Annotated in this window: 12 protein-coding genes; 5 read left to right on the top strand and 7 right to left on the bottom strand. The window is 70.4% G+C overall.

Features of this window, described 5'->3' with window-relative positions; translation table 11 throughout:
- The first annotated feature begins 2 nt into the window (after window positions 1–2).
- Window positions 3–1613: an amidohydrolase gene (locus H4281_RS14045; RefSeq protein WP_182891318.1), complete on the top strand. Its 1611-nt coding sequence runs from the start codon at window positions 3–5 to the stop codon at window positions 1611–1613.
- Window positions 1614–1664: 51 nt separating this feature from the next.
- Here the strand turns inward: H4281_RS14045 and H4281_RS14040 are convergent, their stop codons facing one another.
- On the bottom strand, window positions 1665–3104 hold the full coding sequence (locus tag H4281_RS14040; RefSeq protein WP_182891317.1) for a GMC family oxidoreductase: 1440 nt from the start codon (window positions 3102–3104) through the stop codon (window positions 1665–1667).
- A 142-nt stretch (window positions 3105–3246) separates the two neighbouring features.
- Between H4281_RS14040 and H4281_RS14035 the strand changes: the two genes are divergently transcribed.
- Window positions 3247–4683, top strand: coding sequence for an aldehyde dehydrogenase family protein (locus tag H4281_RS14035; protein WP_182891316.1), 1437 nt, complete (start codon window positions 3247–3249; stop codon window positions 4681–4683).
- 45 nt (window positions 4684–4728) lie between these two features.
- Here the strand turns inward: H4281_RS14035 and H4281_RS14030 are convergent, their stop codons facing one another.
- The 5 genes from H4281_RS14030 to H4281_RS14010 all read right to left on the bottom strand — a co-directional run bounded on the left by H4281_RS14030 (window position 4729) and on the right by H4281_RS14010 (window position 13432).
- Window positions 4729–5703: an alpha/beta hydrolase gene (locus tag H4281_RS14030; protein ID WP_182891315.1), complete on the bottom strand. Its 975-nt coding sequence runs from the start codon at window positions 5701–5703 to the stop codon at window positions 4729–4731.
- Window positions 5700–6980 (bottom strand): hypothetical protein, encoded by a 1281-nt coding sequence (locus H4281_RS14025; RefSeq protein WP_182891314.1) that lies wholly within the window; start codon window positions 6978–6980, stop codon window positions 5700–5702. Before H4281_RS14025 ends, H4281_RS14030 begins: the two co-directional genes overlap by 4 nt.
- Window positions 6977–10741, bottom strand: a complete 3765-nt coding sequence (locus H4281_RS14020; protein ID WP_182891313.1) for a serine/threonine-protein kinase — start codon at window positions 10739–10741, stop codon at window positions 6977–6979. Before H4281_RS14020 ends, H4281_RS14025 begins: the two co-directional genes overlap by 4 nt.
- A 60-nt stretch (window positions 10742–10801) precedes the next feature.
- Window positions 10802–12157: a serine hydrolase domain-containing protein gene (locus H4281_RS14015; protein WP_182891312.1), complete on the bottom strand. Its 1356-nt coding sequence runs from the start codon at window positions 12155–12157 to the stop codon at window positions 10802–10804.
- An 87-nt stretch (window positions 12158–12244) separates the two neighbouring features.
- On the bottom strand, window positions 12245–13432 hold the full coding sequence (locus H4281_RS14010; RefSeq protein WP_182891311.1) for an amidohydrolase: 1188 nt from the start codon (window positions 13430–13432) through the stop codon (window positions 12245–12247).
- 152 nt (window positions 13433–13584) lie between these two features.
- Here H4281_RS14010 and H4281_RS14005 point away from each other — a divergent pair, with 152 nt between their 5' ends.
- On the top strand, window positions 13585–14454 hold the full coding sequence (locus H4281_RS14005; RefSeq protein ID WP_182891310.1) for an oxidoreductase: 870 nt from the start codon (window positions 13585–13587) through the stop codon (window positions 14452–14454).
- Between the two features lie 192 nt (window positions 14455–14646).
- Entirely contained in the window at window positions 14647–15198 is a 552-nt protein-coding gene (locus H4281_RS14000; RefSeq protein ID WP_182891309.1) for an HAD family acid phosphatase, read from the top strand.
- Window positions 15199–15246: 48 nt separating this feature from the next.
- Here H4281_RS14000 and H4281_RS13995 read toward each other — a convergent pair whose 3' ends face one another.
- Window positions 15247–15981 (bottom strand): SDR family oxidoreductase, encoded by a 735-nt coding sequence (locus tag H4281_RS13995; RefSeq protein ID WP_182891308.1) that lies wholly within the window; start codon window positions 15979–15981, stop codon window positions 15247–15249.
- 134 nt (window positions 15982–16115) lie between these two features.
- On the opposite strand from H4281_RS13995, the gene H4281_RS13990 reads away from it, so the two are divergent.
- Window positions 16116–16982, top strand: a complete 867-nt coding sequence (locus tag H4281_RS13990) for an RNA polymerase sigma-70 factor (protein WP_182891307.1) — start codon at window positions 16116–16118, stop codon at window positions 16980–16982.
- The last annotated feature ends 17 nt before the right edge of the window (window positions 16983–16999 follow it).

Below are 16999 nucleotides of genomic sequence, written 5' to 3'. Positions count from 1 at the left end.
CCGTGGCGCCTGAACTGCTCCTCACCAACGCCACTGTGTACACAGTGGACGAAGACCGGCCGTGGGCGACCTCGCTCGCGGTGGAGAACGGCCGGGTGAGCACCGCCGAGGCCGGTCCCGACACCGAGGTCGTCGATCTCGGCGGCGCGTTCGTGCTGCCGGGTTTCGTCGACGTGCACAGCCACCATGCCCTCGCCGGACGGGAATTGTTCGAACTGCGCTTGGAAAGCGGCGCGGGCTTGGACGAAATCCTCGTCGCGGTAAGGGAATGGGCTGCGGGTCTCGGTCCTGACGAATGGGTCGTCGGCGGCGCCTGGCCGTCCACTTTGGCCCCTGAACTCGGCCACGAGTCCGTGCGGCGAGCACTGGACGAAGCGGCAGGCGGACGTCCGGTCGTGCTGATCGAGGACAGCAGGCACAACCGGTGGGCGAGCAGCCGGGCGCTGGAACTCGCCGGGATCACCGCGGACACGCCGGATCCGGCCGGCGGGACGATCCACCGCGACCTCGACAGCGGCGCGCCGACCGGTCTGCTGATCGAGACCGCGGGATTGGCGGTGGAGCGGGCGATGCGGGACACGCGCACGCTCACCGCCGAGCAGCACGCCGAGGCGTCGCGGCGGGCGATCGCGATCCTGCACTCCTACGGCATCACGGCGTTCCAGGACGCCGGAGCGACTCTCGACATCCTCGCCGCGCTGAAAACCCTGGACGACGCTAAGGAACTAGCCGCGTGGGTCGTGTCGTCGATGCTGGTCAACGACCCGATCTTCGGCGCGGACCCGATCGGCAAACCGCTGCTCGACCGGGCCGCGCAGTACCGCAGCGAGCACCACCGGCCGGACTTCGTGAAGATCTTCCTCGACGGCACCCCGCCCGCGCACACCGCGGCGTTCCTGGAGCCGTACCTGCACCACGAGTGCTTCTGCGGCGACACGACGATGCCGCCGGAGGAACTCGCGGACTGGCTGGACGTCGCCGTCTCGGCCGGGCTTTCGGCGAAGATCCACTGCGCGGGCGACGCAGCCGTCCGGGCCACTTTGGACGCTGCAGGCGCACTGCGGGCCCGCGGCGACTACACGACGAAAATCCAAGTGGCGCACGGGCAATTCATCCACCCGGACGACCTGGAACGGTTCGCGACGCTCAACGTCTCGGCGGACATCTCGCCGTTCCTGTGGGTGCCCGGCGTGATCCCGGACGCCATCGCCCAGGTGATCCCCGCCGAACGCGCGGCGCGCATGCAGCCGAACCGCACGCTGCTGAACACCGGCGCACTGGTCGCCGGGGGTTCGGACTGGCCGGTGAGCGAATCCCCGAACGCCTGGGAAGGCATCGAGGGCCTCATCACCCGGCAGGACCCGTACGGCAAACACCCCGGGAGCCTGTGGCCGGAGCAGGCGATCACGCTGGCCGAAGCGATCCAGGTGTTCACCCTGAACTCGGCCCGCGCCTGCGGACTGGACGACGTCACGGGGTCGCTGACGCCGGGGAAGTCGGCGGATTTCGTGGTGCTGGACCAGGATCCGTTCAAGACCCCGGCGAACGAGCTCGCGGGGATCACAGTGCGGGAGACGTGGTTCGGGGGGAAGCGGGTGTTTTCGCGGGGCTAAGGGTTGTGAGTGTTCATGCCGGTTAGAACCGGCATGAACACTCACGACGTCTTACGCCAGCAGAAACTCCGCCACCCGCTCCCCCATCAGCACCGCCGGCGCGTTCGTGTTCCCGCTGATCACCCGCGGCAGCACCGAGGCATCCGCGACGCGCAGCCCGGACACCCCGCGCACCGCCAGCGTCGGGTCCGTCACCGCCAGTTCGTCGGTTCCCATCCGGCACGTGCCCACCTGGTGGTGATACGTGATCGCGGTCCGTCGCACGTACTCGCGCACATCCGCCGGTCCCGGGTACAGCTCCCGGGCGCCCCATTCCTCCGCCAACGCCGGGGCGCTGCCGATCAACCGGCACTGCTCCACCGACGCGACCAGGCTTTCGAAGTCCGCCGGGTGTGCGAGCGCGGCCAAGTCGATCAGCGGCATCTCGGTCGGATCCGCGCTGCGCAGCCGCAGCGTTCCCCGGCTTTGCGGCGTGATCATGCCCGCCATCAGCGAGAACCCGGTCGGCGGCCCGGTCATCCACGACTCGTACATCGGCACGCTGAAGTGGATCGGCTGGGTGTCCGGCACCGCCAGGCCCGGACGGCTGCGCCAGAACAGGTGCGTCTGCGTCACCGAAAGCCCGGTCTGCGGCGGCGCGACCGCACGCCGGTCGGTGGCGAAGATGACTGGCGACAGCAGATGGTCGTGCAGGTTCTCGCCGACGCCCGGCAGGTCCGCGACGACGTCAAGGCCCAGCGCGGCGACGTCGTCGGCCGGGCCGATTCCGCTGCGCAGCAGGATGGCCGGGGACGCGAGGGCGCCAGCGGCGAGCACCACTTGGTCGGCGAACAGCGGCTCCAGTTCGCCGTCGATCTCCGCCAGGACACCGATGCAACGGTCGCCCTCGAACAGCACGCGATGCACCAGTGCACCGGTGTGCACGGTCATCCGGGCGGCGACCGGTTCGGCGTAGCAGAGCCAGGTGTTGCGCCGCCGTCCGCCGGTCATGGTTACCTGCTGCACGGAGATGCCGTCGAGGGTTCCGCCGTTGTAATTGTCGTTGAACGGCAGGCCGATCTCCTGTGCCGCGTCCACAATGGACTGCTGGATCGGCTGCAGCGGATCGTGCTGCTCCAAGTCGAGCAGGTCGCGTTCGATCCGCTCGTACACCGGGCGCACGTCGTCCCAGGTCCAGCCGGGCAGTTCCCATCCGTCGTAGTCCGCCGCCGCGCCGCGGACCCAGATCATCGCGTTCAGCGAATGCGAACCGCCGAGCACCTTGCCGCGCGGCAGGTGCAGCCTGCGGTTCCCGGCGTGCGGCTGCGGCACCGTGTAGTAGTCCCAGTCCTCGGCGGCGTGCCACAGCTCCGCCGCGCGCGACGGGTCGTGGATCGCCGCGTTCGTGTCCGGTCCGCCCGCTTCCAGCAGCGTCACCTTCGCACCCGCGTCCACCAGCCGCCGGCACACCACCGAGCCCGCCGAACCCGCACCTACCACGATCACGTCCATGTGCTGATCCTGACCGGTCCCCCGGCCGCGCCCGGAATTGTCTTCACTCGCCGACAACGGGCGTGCCCTCGCGGACAAGACCGCCCGCCCGCCGCGCGCCGATACTCGGATACGACCAGAAGATAGGGACTAGGGAGCACCGATGCCGACACGCCTGTTCATCGACGGTCAGTGGACCGAGGCCGGCGGGGAGCCCATCCCGACCCGCGATCCGGCCACCGGCACGGTTCTCGAAGACGTCGGGACGGCAACGCAGGCCGACGTCGACGCCGCGGTCGCCGCCGCGCGCCGCGCGCTGAGCTCGCCGGAGTGGGCCGGGCTCGCGCCGGTGCGGCGCGCGAAACTGCTGTTCCGCCTCGCCGACCTCGTCGACGAGCACCACGAGGAACTCGCCGCGCTGGAAACCCGCGACCAGGGCCAGCCGATTGGTATCTCACGGCAGGTGAGCGTCACCGGCGCGGCCGAGCACCTGCGCTATTTCGCCGGCTGGGTCACGAAAATCCAGGGAACCACGAACCCGGTTTCGTTCCCGGACACCCTGCACTACACCCGCCGCGAGCCGGTCGGCGTGAACGCGCTGATCACGCCGTGGAACTTCCCGCTGATGATCCTCGTGTGGAAGCTCGCGCCCGCGCTCGCCACCGGCAACACCGTGGTGATCAAGCCGAGCGAGGTCACGCCGCTCACCAGCATCCGGCTGGTACAGCTGGCGGAGCAGGCTGGTATCCCAGCGGGCGTGGTCAACCTGGTCACGGGCGACGGTCCGGTGGGCGCGATGCTGAGTTCGCACCACGACGTCGACCACGTCTCCTACACCGGCTCCACCGCGGTCGGGAAGCTGATCACCGCGGCGAGCGCGGAGTCCAACCTCAAGCGGCTGACGCTCGAACTCGGCGGCAAGGCCCCGAGCATCATCGCCGCGGACGCCGACCTGGACGCCGCCGTCGCGGGCAACCTCGCCGGCGCGACGCTGAACACCGGCCAGGTCTGCGCGGCGTACACGCGGTTCTACGTCGACCGCAAACGCGAGCAGGAGTTCGTGGAGAAGATGGCCGCCGGACTGGCGGGGCTGCAGGTCGGTCCCGGTTTGGAGGAGACGACCCAGGTCGGGCCGCTCGTGTCGGACAAGCACCGCAGGCACGTCGCGAACCTGGTGGCGACCGGCCGTTCCGAAGGCGCGGACCTGATCACCGGCGGCTCGGAAGTCGACCGCGACGGCTACTTCTACCAGCCGACGCTCTTCGCGGGCGTCACGGACTCGATGACGATCATGCGCGAGGAGATCTTCGGCCCGGTGCTGGCAGTGACTCCGTACGACGACCCGGACGAACTGGTCGCGCGCGCGAACGACACGCAGTACGGCCTCGCCGCGACGGTGTGGACCCGCGATATCCGCACGGCACAACGTTATGCGGACGGGATTCGCGCCGGCGCGGTGTTCGTGAACATGCCGCCGATCCCGGACATGGCCGCTCCGTGGGGCGGGTACAAGGCGTCGGGCTGGGGCCGCGAGATGGGCCCGTGGGCGCTGGACGCGTACACCGAGACGAAGGCGGTTTGGCTGCACTACGGCTACTGAACGCTTTCGGGGCTCGGCAGTCCGATGTGGACTGCCGAGCCCCGTTCAGCGGGCCAGTTCGGCCAGCGACAGCAGCAAATGCGCCGACTCCGGGTACCAGATGTCCGAATGCGCCCCGGCTGGATTCCACCACCGCCCGCGCCGGAACCGCCACCCCGACTCGACATTGACGATCCGCCGGTCCAATTCGGACCGTGAATACTCCACATCTGTCTTGCACAGCACAGTGTTCGCGACCTCGTCGACCGGAGCTTTCACCCCGACATTCCCGATCCCCGCCACCCCCTCCGCCAACCGGTGCCACAAACCGGTGGCTCGGTCGAAGCGGGAGCGGGTCACCACGATCGGCCCGTTGATCGGAGCGTCACGCAACACCGGAGCGAACCGGCCGGTGAAGATATCCGGCCGCGCGGCCATCTGGAACACCAGCAGAGTGTCCACAGTGTATGGATAACGCGGATCGGCTCGATCCCATCCGAGAACCGGCGGACCGTCCCCCGCGGCGGCCTGCACCGCTTCGACGACGAAACGGCCGCCGAAGGAATGGCCGACACAGTGCAGGTACTGCCCGGTGACGGTCCGCAGACTCGGCGCACTGCCGGGCAATTGGCGTTCCGCGTTCAGGTACCCGAGCAACTGGCCGAGCGCCTCCGCGGCCCGCCCCTCGGTGGTCATCGCATGCGCCCGGTCGCGGATCCGCCGGTACCCGGTCAGGAACGGGTTGCTCATCGAGGGCCACCGCACCATGACGTAAAACCCTTGCCACGAACCGAGCCCTTCGTAGGACCCGGCCGCATACCGGTCCTCCAGCAGCCCGAAGAACTGCCGCGCCCGCCGGTCCGCCGTCTCGCGGTTGTTCTGCCACCCGTGCACGAAGACGACGATGTCGGTCGCCGTCGCCGGAACGTTCAGCCAGCGCGCCAGAAAGCGCGACGTCGCCTCGGCGGGCACCGGTTTGCCGGTTTCCGGATCCACGAAATCGCCGTGCTCGTCGAGGTCCAGGATCACCGGTTCGGTCACGGTCGCCCTTCCTGCCACAGATGCACGTCGATCCCGCGGTACAGCGAAAACATCAGCCCGAGCGGATTGTGGTGCTCGTCGGCGAACGAACGCGCCAGCGAACGCACGATGTCGCCCAGTTTCGCGCCCGAATCGATGAATTCGGTGAACAACCGGCGCGAATACTCGCACGCGAACGCGGGCGGCAGGTCGATCTGCGGGCCGATCAGGCAGCGTCCGCCATTGCCCAGCAACGCTTTGCCGAAAGCCGAATAGAACGCCGAGGTCACCTGCCCGCCCTGGCACGCCCCGACGTACACGAACGGCCGCGTCGGCAGCGGCGCTTCCGCCAGCCACGCCGTCAGGTCGGTGCCGTAGATCCGTTCGCCGTCACCGAGTTTCAGATACGGCTGCTCGACCAGCCCGCCGGAGCCGCTCACCTTGCCGTGGCAGCCGAAGTACGTGACATGGTCGGCGAAATCGCGGCTGCGGAAATGCGCGGCGAGCGTTTTCTTGTCCGGGCGCAGCACTACTTCGGCCCGGCCGTGGAAGAAGTCGACGACCGGCGCGATGTAGGGCGTGTCCGGGAATTGCCGGTCGACGCCGTGGTCGACGTTCAGCCCGACGACCGGTTTGCCGCCGTCGACGGTGATCCGCGCGTCGAAGTCGTCGACCCGGGAGAAGGTGTGCTCCACGACGTGCCGGTAGCCCCAGAACCCGTCGAGCGACCAGTTCTCGTCGTCCGGGTACACGTGCGGCTGCCGCGGCGACGTGTACAGCATGCCCCACGGCACGATCAGGCTGTCCGATTCGATGCTGATCACGTTCTCGCCCTCGGCGAGCGCCAGTTCCAGCAGCGCGCGGATCCGCTGGAGACCGCGATCCGGACCGGCGAACAGCAGCCGGTACATCACATGGCCGGCGTCGGCGAGTGCGAAACCGGCCCGCCGCAACAGTTCCGGCCGCTGTGACAGGTCCCAGCCGTCGGCGAACGGATACCGGCGCGGGCCGCGGTCGGTCTGCTCGGCGAGGTCCACGACGTGCCGCTGCCAGGCTTCGCGAAGGATGTCGATCCGGGAGTTCAGCTCGTCGAGGCTGAGCGCGATCCGGCCCTGGTACCCGCCGCCGCCGTCCTCCGGGAACGCGCTGCCCCAGGCCTGGACGAGAATCCCCGGCGCACCGGGGAACTCGAGGAATCGCAGGTTGACCGTCCGCGCCCGGTTGTACGGCGGCACCGCGACGCGGCTCAGCCCCGCGGTGTTGTCGACGGTCACCTCGGCGCTCAGCTGACGGGTCATGACGGCACCTCCACCGGCAGCGCGGCCGCGATTTCCAGGAGCAGCTGGGCGTCGTGCTCGCGGTAGATCCGGAACACCAGCCGCAGCGGCCCCGGCGCGGCCGGGACGACGTCGAACTCGGCGGGATCGAGCAACCGGTCGCCGGCGATCCAGCCGATCCGCGACACCGGTTCGGCCGCCCCGGGCACGGCGTCGAGCAGCACCCGGACCCGCACGACCCCGGTCGCCGCGGCTGCGGGTTCCTTGCGCCGCACCGAAACCGCGACCCGCACCGACCGCCCGACGACCACCGGATCGTCGGACCGGCATTCGACAGTCGCCAGCAGGTCCGGCCCCGGCGGCGGGACGTCGTCCGGCGGTTTCGCGCCCGGCGGGCGTCGGCTCGCCCAGAGCACGCGCCGGGAGTACAACGGCGGCATCGCCGCGATCTCGCTCGGCGGCGGATACCCGGTCCGGCTGGTGCGCCAGGTAGCGGGGCGCGAATCCACCCGCCGCGAATCCACCCGCCGGGAGTCGACCCGCCTGGAGTCGACGCGCCGCGAATCGGCCCGCCGGGAGTCCGCCCGGCGCGAGTCAACGCGGCGAGAATCGACCCGAACGCTGGACACCGCTCCTAAAATCGCCGAATCAGGTGCCTCGACCTCGTAATCCTCCTCAGCAGGCGCCTCGACGTCAGCAGCGACCGGCTCGCGCGGCTGCGACGGCACCGAAATCCGCTCCGAAAGAAACTCGTCCCCCGCCAGCAGCCCGCGAAGGCTGACCAGCCCGCTCTCCGCGTCGACGATGTCCACGAGCCACCGCAACCGGCCCAGCACCGCCTCGTTGCCCTGCGCGGTCGCCAAGGCCACCGCAGCGCCCAGCGCGTCCAGCGTGGCAGTGAGATTTCCGTTGCGGTGCGCGGAAAGCGCGGCATCGACGGCGGCCCCGAGGCCTAGGTGCTGGCCGACCGGCACTTGGGCCAGGTGCACCGGATCGTCGGTCAAAAGCACGGAAACGGTCTCCGCCTCCGACTGCACAGCGCCCTGCTGCGCCCACATCGCGACCAGCTGATGCTCCCGCTCGATCGCCAGCCCCGACGGCACGAGCAAGCTCAGCGCGTAATCCCGGATTTCCCCCGCCGCCCAGTGCCCGAGATCGAGCACCACTTCGCCGATTCGCCGCTGCGGCAAGGGTTTCGACAGTTCCCGCGGAGCCAGCTGGCTGACCCGGTACACCACGCACCCCGGAGAATCCCGCACGAACAGCCGCACCGAACCCCCGTCGGAACCAGCCGTGACGGTGACCTTCACCGTCGTGCTGGAGCTGCGCGACGGCAAGTACCGGGGATAGTGCACCACGACCTTCGGCCGCGCGGCCGAGACCGGTCGCGGCACCTCGAGGCCGCGCACCCGGCCCGCGTGCTCCCGCAGCGCCGGCCACCCCCGATTCGCTTGCTCCCAATAGATCTGCGCGAGGTCGTGCTGCACCTGGCGCAGGTCAGGCAACCGGCCAGCGGCCGCGGGATGCTCGGCGGCCAGCCGCAGCAGCGTTTCCCCGACCACCGCGGTGAGCCGGTCCCGCTCGTCCTCGTCCAGGTCCAGTTCACCGAGCCGGGACCAAGCGGCGGCGGCTTCGTCAAGGCTCGGCAGCCCCCCTTCGCCCGGCACGATCGAGGCGAGCGCCCGCACCGCGCCGGCCCGAGCGGCGCTCTTGGCTCTCCGGTCCGCTGCTGGCACCTCGTCCAATGCCGCCGCCGCACCCACGCGGTCGTCTACCGCGAGTCTGGTCCGGGCGAGTCCGAACGCCGCAGCGGCCATGGTCGGGTCGCACGCCCACACCGCTTGGTAGTAACGCGCCGCATTCGCCGAAGCGCCCCGCAGTTCCGCGCAAAACCCCAACGCCAGCAACGGCGCCAGCTCGCCCTGCACCAGTCGCGTGCACCGCCTGTACTGGCCCTCGGCTTCGTCCAGCCTTCCCGCCTCCAGCGACGTCGCCGCACTGTGCCAGGCCGCCGCGACCTCCTTGGGTGCGGTGGAACGGGCGACGGGCAAGACCGTCCGCAGGTGGTCCTCCAGCAGGCGATCGTCCGCGCGCAACGGCGGTTCCGGCCCCCAGTCCTCCCACCCTGGCGCCCCGAGCCCCGCAGTGGCGAGTTCGCCAGATTCGCCGAACACTCTCGACGCGGCCGGATGCGGCACGCGGGTCCGCGCACTCAGGAGCAGCCGCAGCACCCCGCGCAGCTGTTCGGCCATGTCGTCGGCGGTGGCGAACCGATCCTCGTAACCAGCGGTGGCCCGGTCGATCAGCTCCTGCAGCTGTTCCCGGCCAAGACCGCCGTACGGCCCGGAACACGCCCGCAGCAGCTCTTCCAGGGTGCGGCCGACCGAATAGAGGTCCGACCGGACGCTGATGCCTTCGCGTTCCAACTCCGACCGCGGCGGCTGATAGCCCGGCGTCCCGACGATCGCGCTGTCCCGGTCGTCCTTCCGCCGCACCGAACCGAGGTCGACGAGCGTGATCCGATCGCCGTCCTGGAGCACGTTGTCCGGTTTCAGATCGACGTACAACAGCCCTTGCTGGTGCAGATACCCGACGGCCTCAAGCAACTGCAGGCCGTACGCGGCGACATGTTCCGGACGCAGCCGCTTCGCGCGCTGGAAGACCGTCCGCAGCGAAATCCCGCGCACGTACTCCATCACCAGATACCCGCTGGATCTGCCGGTTTCCGGGTCCGGGTGTTCGACGTGCGCGAGGGTGCGGACGACGTTCGGATGGTCCAGTTCCAGCAGTCGCGGGACGACGGCGGATTGCGCGGCGGCCAGCGCGCCGCCGCGGTCCCGTTCGCCGATCAGGGTTTTGAGCACCACGAACCGGCCGCCCTCGGCCTCGTCGCGGGCGAGGTAGATCCAGCTGAACCCGCCGTGCGCGATGCAGCCGAGCACCGCGTACCGGCCGGCGACGACGGCGCCCCGTGCCAGGGTCGGCAGGAAGGTGAACGGCGTGCCGCAGTTCACGCAGTAGCCGCGCGCCCGGCCGGGCCGCCCGGCCTCGCCGCGGCCCACCGGACTGCCGCATTCCACGCAAAACCGGTGCCGTTCCGGCAGCGCCGCCTCGGGCAGCACGGCGTCGAACGGGTCCGGCGGCGTCGCTTTCGGCAGCCCGACCCGCAGGTCTCCGGCACCGGGCACCGGCTGGCTGCCGGTGCGGACGAGGAGTTCGTCGAGCCGGTCCTCGATCACCGAATCGTCGGTCACCCATTCGCGCAGCTGCGGGAAGTACGCCAGCACGGTGTCCGCCGGAACCAGCCGCACCGCGTGGTCGACCACCACGATGCCGAGCAGCCGCCCGGTGGTGCGGTCGAACGCGGGACAGCCGGACAGATCCGGGTCGACGGGGCCCTCCAGGAGCGTGAGCGGCACCCGTTCGCCATCCGCCGCTCCGGTGGTGGCGCGCACCCAAATGCCGTAGCCGAGGCGGAGCGGAAGGCTGTGGATCCGGATTTCCCGGCCGGATTCGACCTTTCGCCGGAGCGTGGCGCCATGCCGCACCGGAGTCTCCAGTTCCAGCAGCGCCAGGTCGCCGCGCGCGCCCGCGAGCGGCGGGACCAGCCCGGCCAGCGCGGCGGAGCCCGCCGATCCGACCCGGAACTCGGTCGCGTCGCGGGCCGCCCGGGAGCAGGTCAGGACGTACCGGCCGCCGATCAGGACGCCGGCGCCGAGGAGACGGCCGTCGGCAGCGTGGATTCGCGTCTGCCCCGTATTCCACCCCAGATCAACGGCCACGAGGTAAAACCTTACCCGGGAACGGCCTCCGCATCGTTCAGTTCGGGCAAAGCCGTCCGGTCACCCGGCGCGACGGGTCGCCCTCCCCGAATGGACGTATCGCGCACGGCCGGATCCGTCGTCGCCCAGGAAGACCAGCGGCAGATGGATTCCGCCCTGCGCTTCGCGCAGGATCAGCGTGTCGCCTTCGAGAAAGACCAGTTCGGATTTGCTGGCGGCGCTCAGTTCCGCGGCTGTCCCTTTAGGACGTTGCTCGAGCCAGACCCGGCCGTCGTCGTCCTGGGAGATCACGAGATCGGCGACCGTGCTGGCGTAAGTGCCGAGATACCGGTCCGCGGCGAACGGCTCCGGCTCGGCGGGCGGACGCGGCGGCAGCGACACCTCGACGCCGCCGAATTCCTTGAGCAGCGCGGGAACGAGGTCGGCGTACAGGCTCATCGCGTCGCCGCCGTTGGTCAGCAACGCCACGACGAGATCGCTTTCGGGCACCAGCCGCAGGAACGCCGCCTGGCCGATGGTGTTGCCGTCGTGGCCGTAAACCTGGCCGGCCGGAGTGTCGAACAACTCCCAGCCGAGGCCCCAGGCGTCGCCCATGATGCCGAGCGGCGGAAGGCTGACCTGCCGCTGAAGCATGGCCGCGGCGCTCTCCGCACTCAACACTCCGGCGCCGCCCGCGAGGTGCATGCGGGCGAAGGCGAGCAGATCCGCCGCGGACATCGCGAGCGACGACCCGGCCGGTCCGTTGGACCGCAGCATCGACCAGAACGGCGCGGGCACGAGGTCCGCGCCCGGCTCGGGTTCGAGGTGCCCGATCGCGGCGCGGAAGCGGATCGCGTCGAGGGCGTTCGGGGCGAAATGCCGGAGCTTCAGCGGCGCGGCGAGGCATTCGCGAAGACAGTCCTCGTAATGCTTGCCGCGCAACACTTCCACCAGCCGCCCGAGGACGACGTACCCCGCGTTGTTGTACGAGAACAATTCTCCGGGCGGGAAAAGCTGAGCGACGCCGTCGAGGGTCGCGACGAACTTCTCCACCGCGTCGTCGCCGGGTCCGGTGTCGGTGAAGAGGTCGCCCTCGAACCCCGCGGTGTGGCTGAGCAGCTGGCGCACGGTGATGGCCGCGTCGCCCAGGTTGAGTTCGGGGAGGTACTGCCGGATGGGAGCGTCGAGGTCGACCAGGCCCTCGTCCACGAGCTGCAGGACGAGGGTGGCCGTCCACACCTTTGTGATCGAGCCGATTTGGAATACCGAATCGGTGGTGGCGGTGACGCCGGTGTCCAGATTGAGCACCCCGGCGGCCGCGGCGGCCGTCTCCTCGCCGACCGCGACCGCGATCACCGCGGCGGGGACTTGGTGGTGTTCCAGCAGCGCGGGAAGGTCCTGCTTCAGCCGCCTGCGGAGAGCGTCGAGCTTGTCCATCCCGGGAAGGTAGCGCCGCGCCGAGACCAAAAGTTCGTCTCCGGACACGGAAAAATCCGCGCTCGGCTGGAGCCCCGGACGAACCGCTCAGACGAGCACCTCGCCGTCCTTCGCGACCACCCGGCCACCGGCGATCACCAGCGAACGCACCGGCGCCCGCAGCAACGCGTCCGGCACGTTCTCCGCCGCCACCAGCACCACATCCGCCCGGCACCCCGGTGCCAGATCATGCCGCTCCCGGCCCGCGAACGACGCCGCCCGCCGCGTCGCCAGCTCCACCGCCGCCGTCAGATCCTCGTCCTTCCGCAGGCCGTGCAGGCGGGCGAAGCCGAGTGCGATCCGCAGGATGTCGCCGTCGCCGTACGGGGACCACAGGTCGCGGATCCCGTCCGTGCCGAGGCCGACCGGGACCTCGCGCGCGGACAGCTCGGCCCACGGCAGCGGAGCCGTCCGCACCGGCGCGACGGTCGCCAGCGAGATGCCTGCCTCGGTGATCCGATCGAGCAGTGCCGCCTGCCGCGACGGGGGAACCTCGCCGAGGGCGAAGCCGTGCGAGACGGTGACCTTGCCCTGCAGCCCGGTGCGCACGGTCCGGTCCGCGATCAGCTCGTACTGGAACGCGCCCAGCTCACCGCCGTCGTGCAGGTGGATGTCGAGGCCGACGCCGCGGCGCTCGGCGATCTCGAACAGCCCGTCGAGCTGGCCGACCGGGTCGCGGTCGATGCCCGCCGGGTCGAGGCCGCCGATCCAGCCCGCGCCCGCCGCCGCGGCTTCGTCGAGCAGTTCGAGCACGCCCGGCCGCCGCAGCACGCCGTCCTGCGGGAAGGCCACGATCTCGACCTCCACCGCGCCGCCCAGCCGTTCCGCGGCTTCCCGCACGATCTCGATGCCGCGCAGGCCGAGCCCCAGGTCGACGTCCACGTGGCTGCGTGCCGCGGTGGTGCCGTGCCGCAGGAATTCGCGCAGCACGGTCTCGGCGATCTCGACGCTCGGGATCCCCAGCGCGTCCCGCTCGGCCCGCTCGTGCGCGATCCGGCCTTCGGTGCTCGCGACGCCGCCGTAGGAGACCCAGGGCTTGCCCCACCAGCTCTTGTCGACGTGCGCGTGCGAGTTGACGAACCCGGGCAGCGCGAGCAGCCCCGCGCCGTCGATCCGCTCGCCCTCGGCCGGGGCCGAGCCCGCGGGCCGGACGTCGGAGATGCGGTCGCCGTCGAGGACGATGTCGGCCGGGTCGCCGCCCCACGGGCGCACGCCGGTCAGAGTGAGAGAAGCCATGTTAATGGTATACCAAATGATCGGACGGCTGTCCCGCGAGCCTGGCCCTGACACTCCCAGGACCGAGGGGTACTGGCCGCACCGCGCCGCGCGCCGCACCATGGACGGCAGCCGCGGCGGGACCGGCGCGGCGAGGAAAGAAGGGCGGAACATTGACCGACAACCTCCCCGGCGGGACGTTCACGTTGGCCGGGCGCACCGTCGCCCGCCTGGGATACGGCGCGATGCAACTGGCCGGACCCGGCGTCTTCGGGCCGCCGAACGACCGCGACGAGGCGATCGCGGTCCTGCGCACGGCCGTCGAACTGGGCGTGAACCACATCGACACCGCCGACTTCTACGGGCCGTACGTCACGAACGAACTGCTCCGCGAAGCACTCGCGCCGTATGACGGGCTGCAGATCGTCACCAAGGTCGGTGCGGTGCGCGACGACCAGGGCGGCTGGATCCACGAGCGTTCGCCCGAGCAACTGCGCGACCAGGTGGAGTCGAACCTGCACAACCTCGGCGTCGAGGCGCTCGACGTGGTGAACCTGCGGGTCGGCGGCGGTCCGGACGGGCACTCGCCGGTGCCGGGTTCGCTGGCCGAACCGTTCGGCGCGCTCGCCGAACTGCGCAAGGAAGGCAAGATCAAGGAACTCGGCGTGAGCGTGGTCGACGCCGAGCAGGTGGCGCAGGCGCAGTCGATCGCGCCGGTGGTCACCGTGCAGAACTGGTACAACGTCGCGCACCGCGGGGATGAGAAGCTGATCGAATCCCTTGCCGCCCAAGGGATTTCCTACGTCCCGTTCTGGCCGCTCGGCGGGTTCAGCCCGCTGCAGTCCTCGACGCTGGACGACGTCGCCGCCCGGCTCGGCGCCAGCCCGAAGGCGGTCGCGCTGGCCTGGCTGCTGCACCAGTCGCCGAACATCCTGCTGATCCCCGGCACGTCGTCGGTCGCGCACCTGCGGGAAAACGTGGCGGCGGCCGATCTGGAACTGCCCGCGGACGCTTTGGCCGAATTGGACACGATCGCCGGATAACGACGGATTCGGGGTGCTGGCAGCCAGTGCTCAGCACCCCGGATCTCAGGGGAAAACTGGCCGATAGCGTCCGGTGAACGGACAGCGAATTCCGCTCGCGAAATTCCCCGACGAACGACGGTGCACCGGAAGTCCCGGCGCGATTAGCGTGCTCTACGGCAGTTTCCGCCACGCTAAGGAGAAAACGCGCCGATGAACGTCAAAAGCGCCTGCGCCGCGATTCTGGCCGTCGCCGGGCTGATCGCCGCGCCGGCCACCGCCTCGGCCGCGGCGTCCGAGTTGCCCAGCTACGAACAATGGCAGGCCGACGTGCGCGAAGCCGTCGACCCGGCGATTCCGTGGCTGACCGACCGGGTCGCGAAGGGCGGGTCCGGGCTGGCGATCGTGCTGGACATCGACAACACCTCACTGGAAACCGAATACCACCCCGGCGAGCCGAACCGCCCCGTGCTCGCGGTCGCCCAATGGGCAGGCCAGCACCACGTGTCCGTCCTCTTCGTGACGGCGCGAACCAGTTCTTCCTCCGCGCGCACGCAACTGAGCGACGCGGGCTATCCGATCGACGCGATCTGCACCCGCAAATCCGGCGAGGGCACCGCGGAAGGCAAACAGCGCTGCCGCGCGGACCTGACCGAACAGGGCTACACAATCACGGCGAACATCGGCAACCGGTCCACCGACCTCGAAGGCGGGGACTACGAAAAGGGCTTCAAACTGCCGGACTACGACGGCCAGCTTTCGTAACCCGGGAGCGGCGATCCCGGCGAGCACGGGAATCGCCGCTCACCGGCTTCACCGGCTCAGCCACTCCGCCAGCCCGACTTTCCCCCGCCACGCGCCTTCCGCAGGCACCAGGCTGTTCTTGCCCAGCACCGTCCCGAAGTACTTCGCGGCCGGGTCGGTCACCACCTCGCGCGGGTCGTTCCGCGCGGTCAGCACTCGCCGGATCCACTCGTCCATCGGCAGCACGTCCGGCCCGCCGATCTCGACGATCCCGCCGGCAGGCGGTTCGCCCGCGGCCCGCGCGACCGCCACCGCGACGTCCTCCGCCGCGATCGGCTGGGTGCCGCCGTCGGAAAGCCGCACCACGCCGTCGACGGTCGAGGTGTCCGCGATCGCGACCGCGAACTCCAGGAACTGCGTCGCGCGCACGATCGTGTAGTTCAGCCCGCTGTCCTGGATCAGTTTCTCCTGCGCCGCCTTCGCCCGCAGGTACCCGGAATCCGGCAGCTCGTCGGCGCCCACGACGGACAGCGCGACGAAATGGCCCACCCCGGCTTCGCGCGCCGCCTCGACCAGATTCCCGGTCGAACGCTGGAAGAACTCCATGACGTCGTCGTCCGCGAACGACGGCGAGTTCGACACGTCCACCAGCACGTCGGCACCCTGCAGCACGCCGGACAGCCCTTCGCCGGTCAAGGTGTTCACGCCAGTGCTCGGCGCGGCCGCCACGACCTCGTGCCCCTCCAGCAGCTGCACGACCTGTGAGCCGATCCGCCCGGTTCCGCCGATGACGACGATCTTCATGCTCGTTCCCTCCGTTTCCGCCGCGGCGGCCGCCGCGAGCGTCGCCAATCAGGACCGGACAGCGCGCCGATTTGTGACACCCCTGCCCGCTAAGCTCGCGAATGCCCGCCGGACCAGGAAGGAACGCGCCGCTGATGGAGGAAATCGCCGAGGCCGCCTCGGTGTTCGCACAGGTCCGGCCGCGGCTGTTCGGGATCGCCTACCGGATGCTCGGCAGCGTCGCCGACGCCGAGGACCTGGTGCAGGACGTCTGGCTGCGCTGGCAGACCTGCGATCGTTCGGCCGTCCGCAATCCGGGCGCGTTCCTCGCCACCACCACGACCCGGCTGGCCATCACCGCGAGCCAGACCGCGCGCGCCCGGCACGAAACCTACGTCGGCCCGTGGCTGCCCGAACCGGTCGACACCTCCGCCGACCCGCAGCTCGGCGCCGAACGCGCCGCCGCGCTCGAGGTCGCCGTGCTGTTCCTGCTGGAGAAGCTGCCGCCGACGGAACGGGCGGCGTACGTGCTGCGCGAGGCGTTCGATTACCCGTACCAGCAGATCGCCGACATCGTGCAGACCACCGAGGTGAGCGCGCGCCAGCTGGTCAGCCGGGCGCGCAAGCACCTCGCCGCGGAACGCCGGGCACCCGTCGAACCGGCCGAACAACGGCGGCTGCTGAGCGCGTTCGTGGACGCCGCGCGCTCCGGCGACCTGGCGACGCTGGAGAAACTGCTCGCCGAGGACGTCGTCAGCTACTCCGACGGCGGCGGCGCGGTCCGCGCGACGCGGATCCCGGTGGTCGGCGCGGTCACGGTGGCGAAGTACGTCCGTGCGTTCGCCAGCCGGTTCTGGTCCGGCACCGAGGTGCGCTGGAGCGAGGTCAACGGCCAACCCGCGGCGGTGGTCAGCCACAGCGGAACCGTCACGGCGGTGCTGACCGTGTCGGCGTCGGCCGAGGGCATCCACCGGGTGTTCTGGCTGATGAACCCGGCCAAGCTCGGGGCGTACACCGCCTGAGCCCGGGGTACCCGGCG

The sequence above is a fragment of the Amycolatopsis dendrobii genome, from assembly GCF_014145675.1.
GTDB classification, from domain to species: domain Bacteria; phylum Actinomycetota; class Actinomycetes; order Mycobacteriales; family Pseudonocardiaceae; genus Amycolatopsis; species Amycolatopsis dendrobii.
The sequence above is the reverse complement of the archived record's forward strand: the minus strand, read 5'-3'. Positions and strand labels throughout refer to the sequence as shown.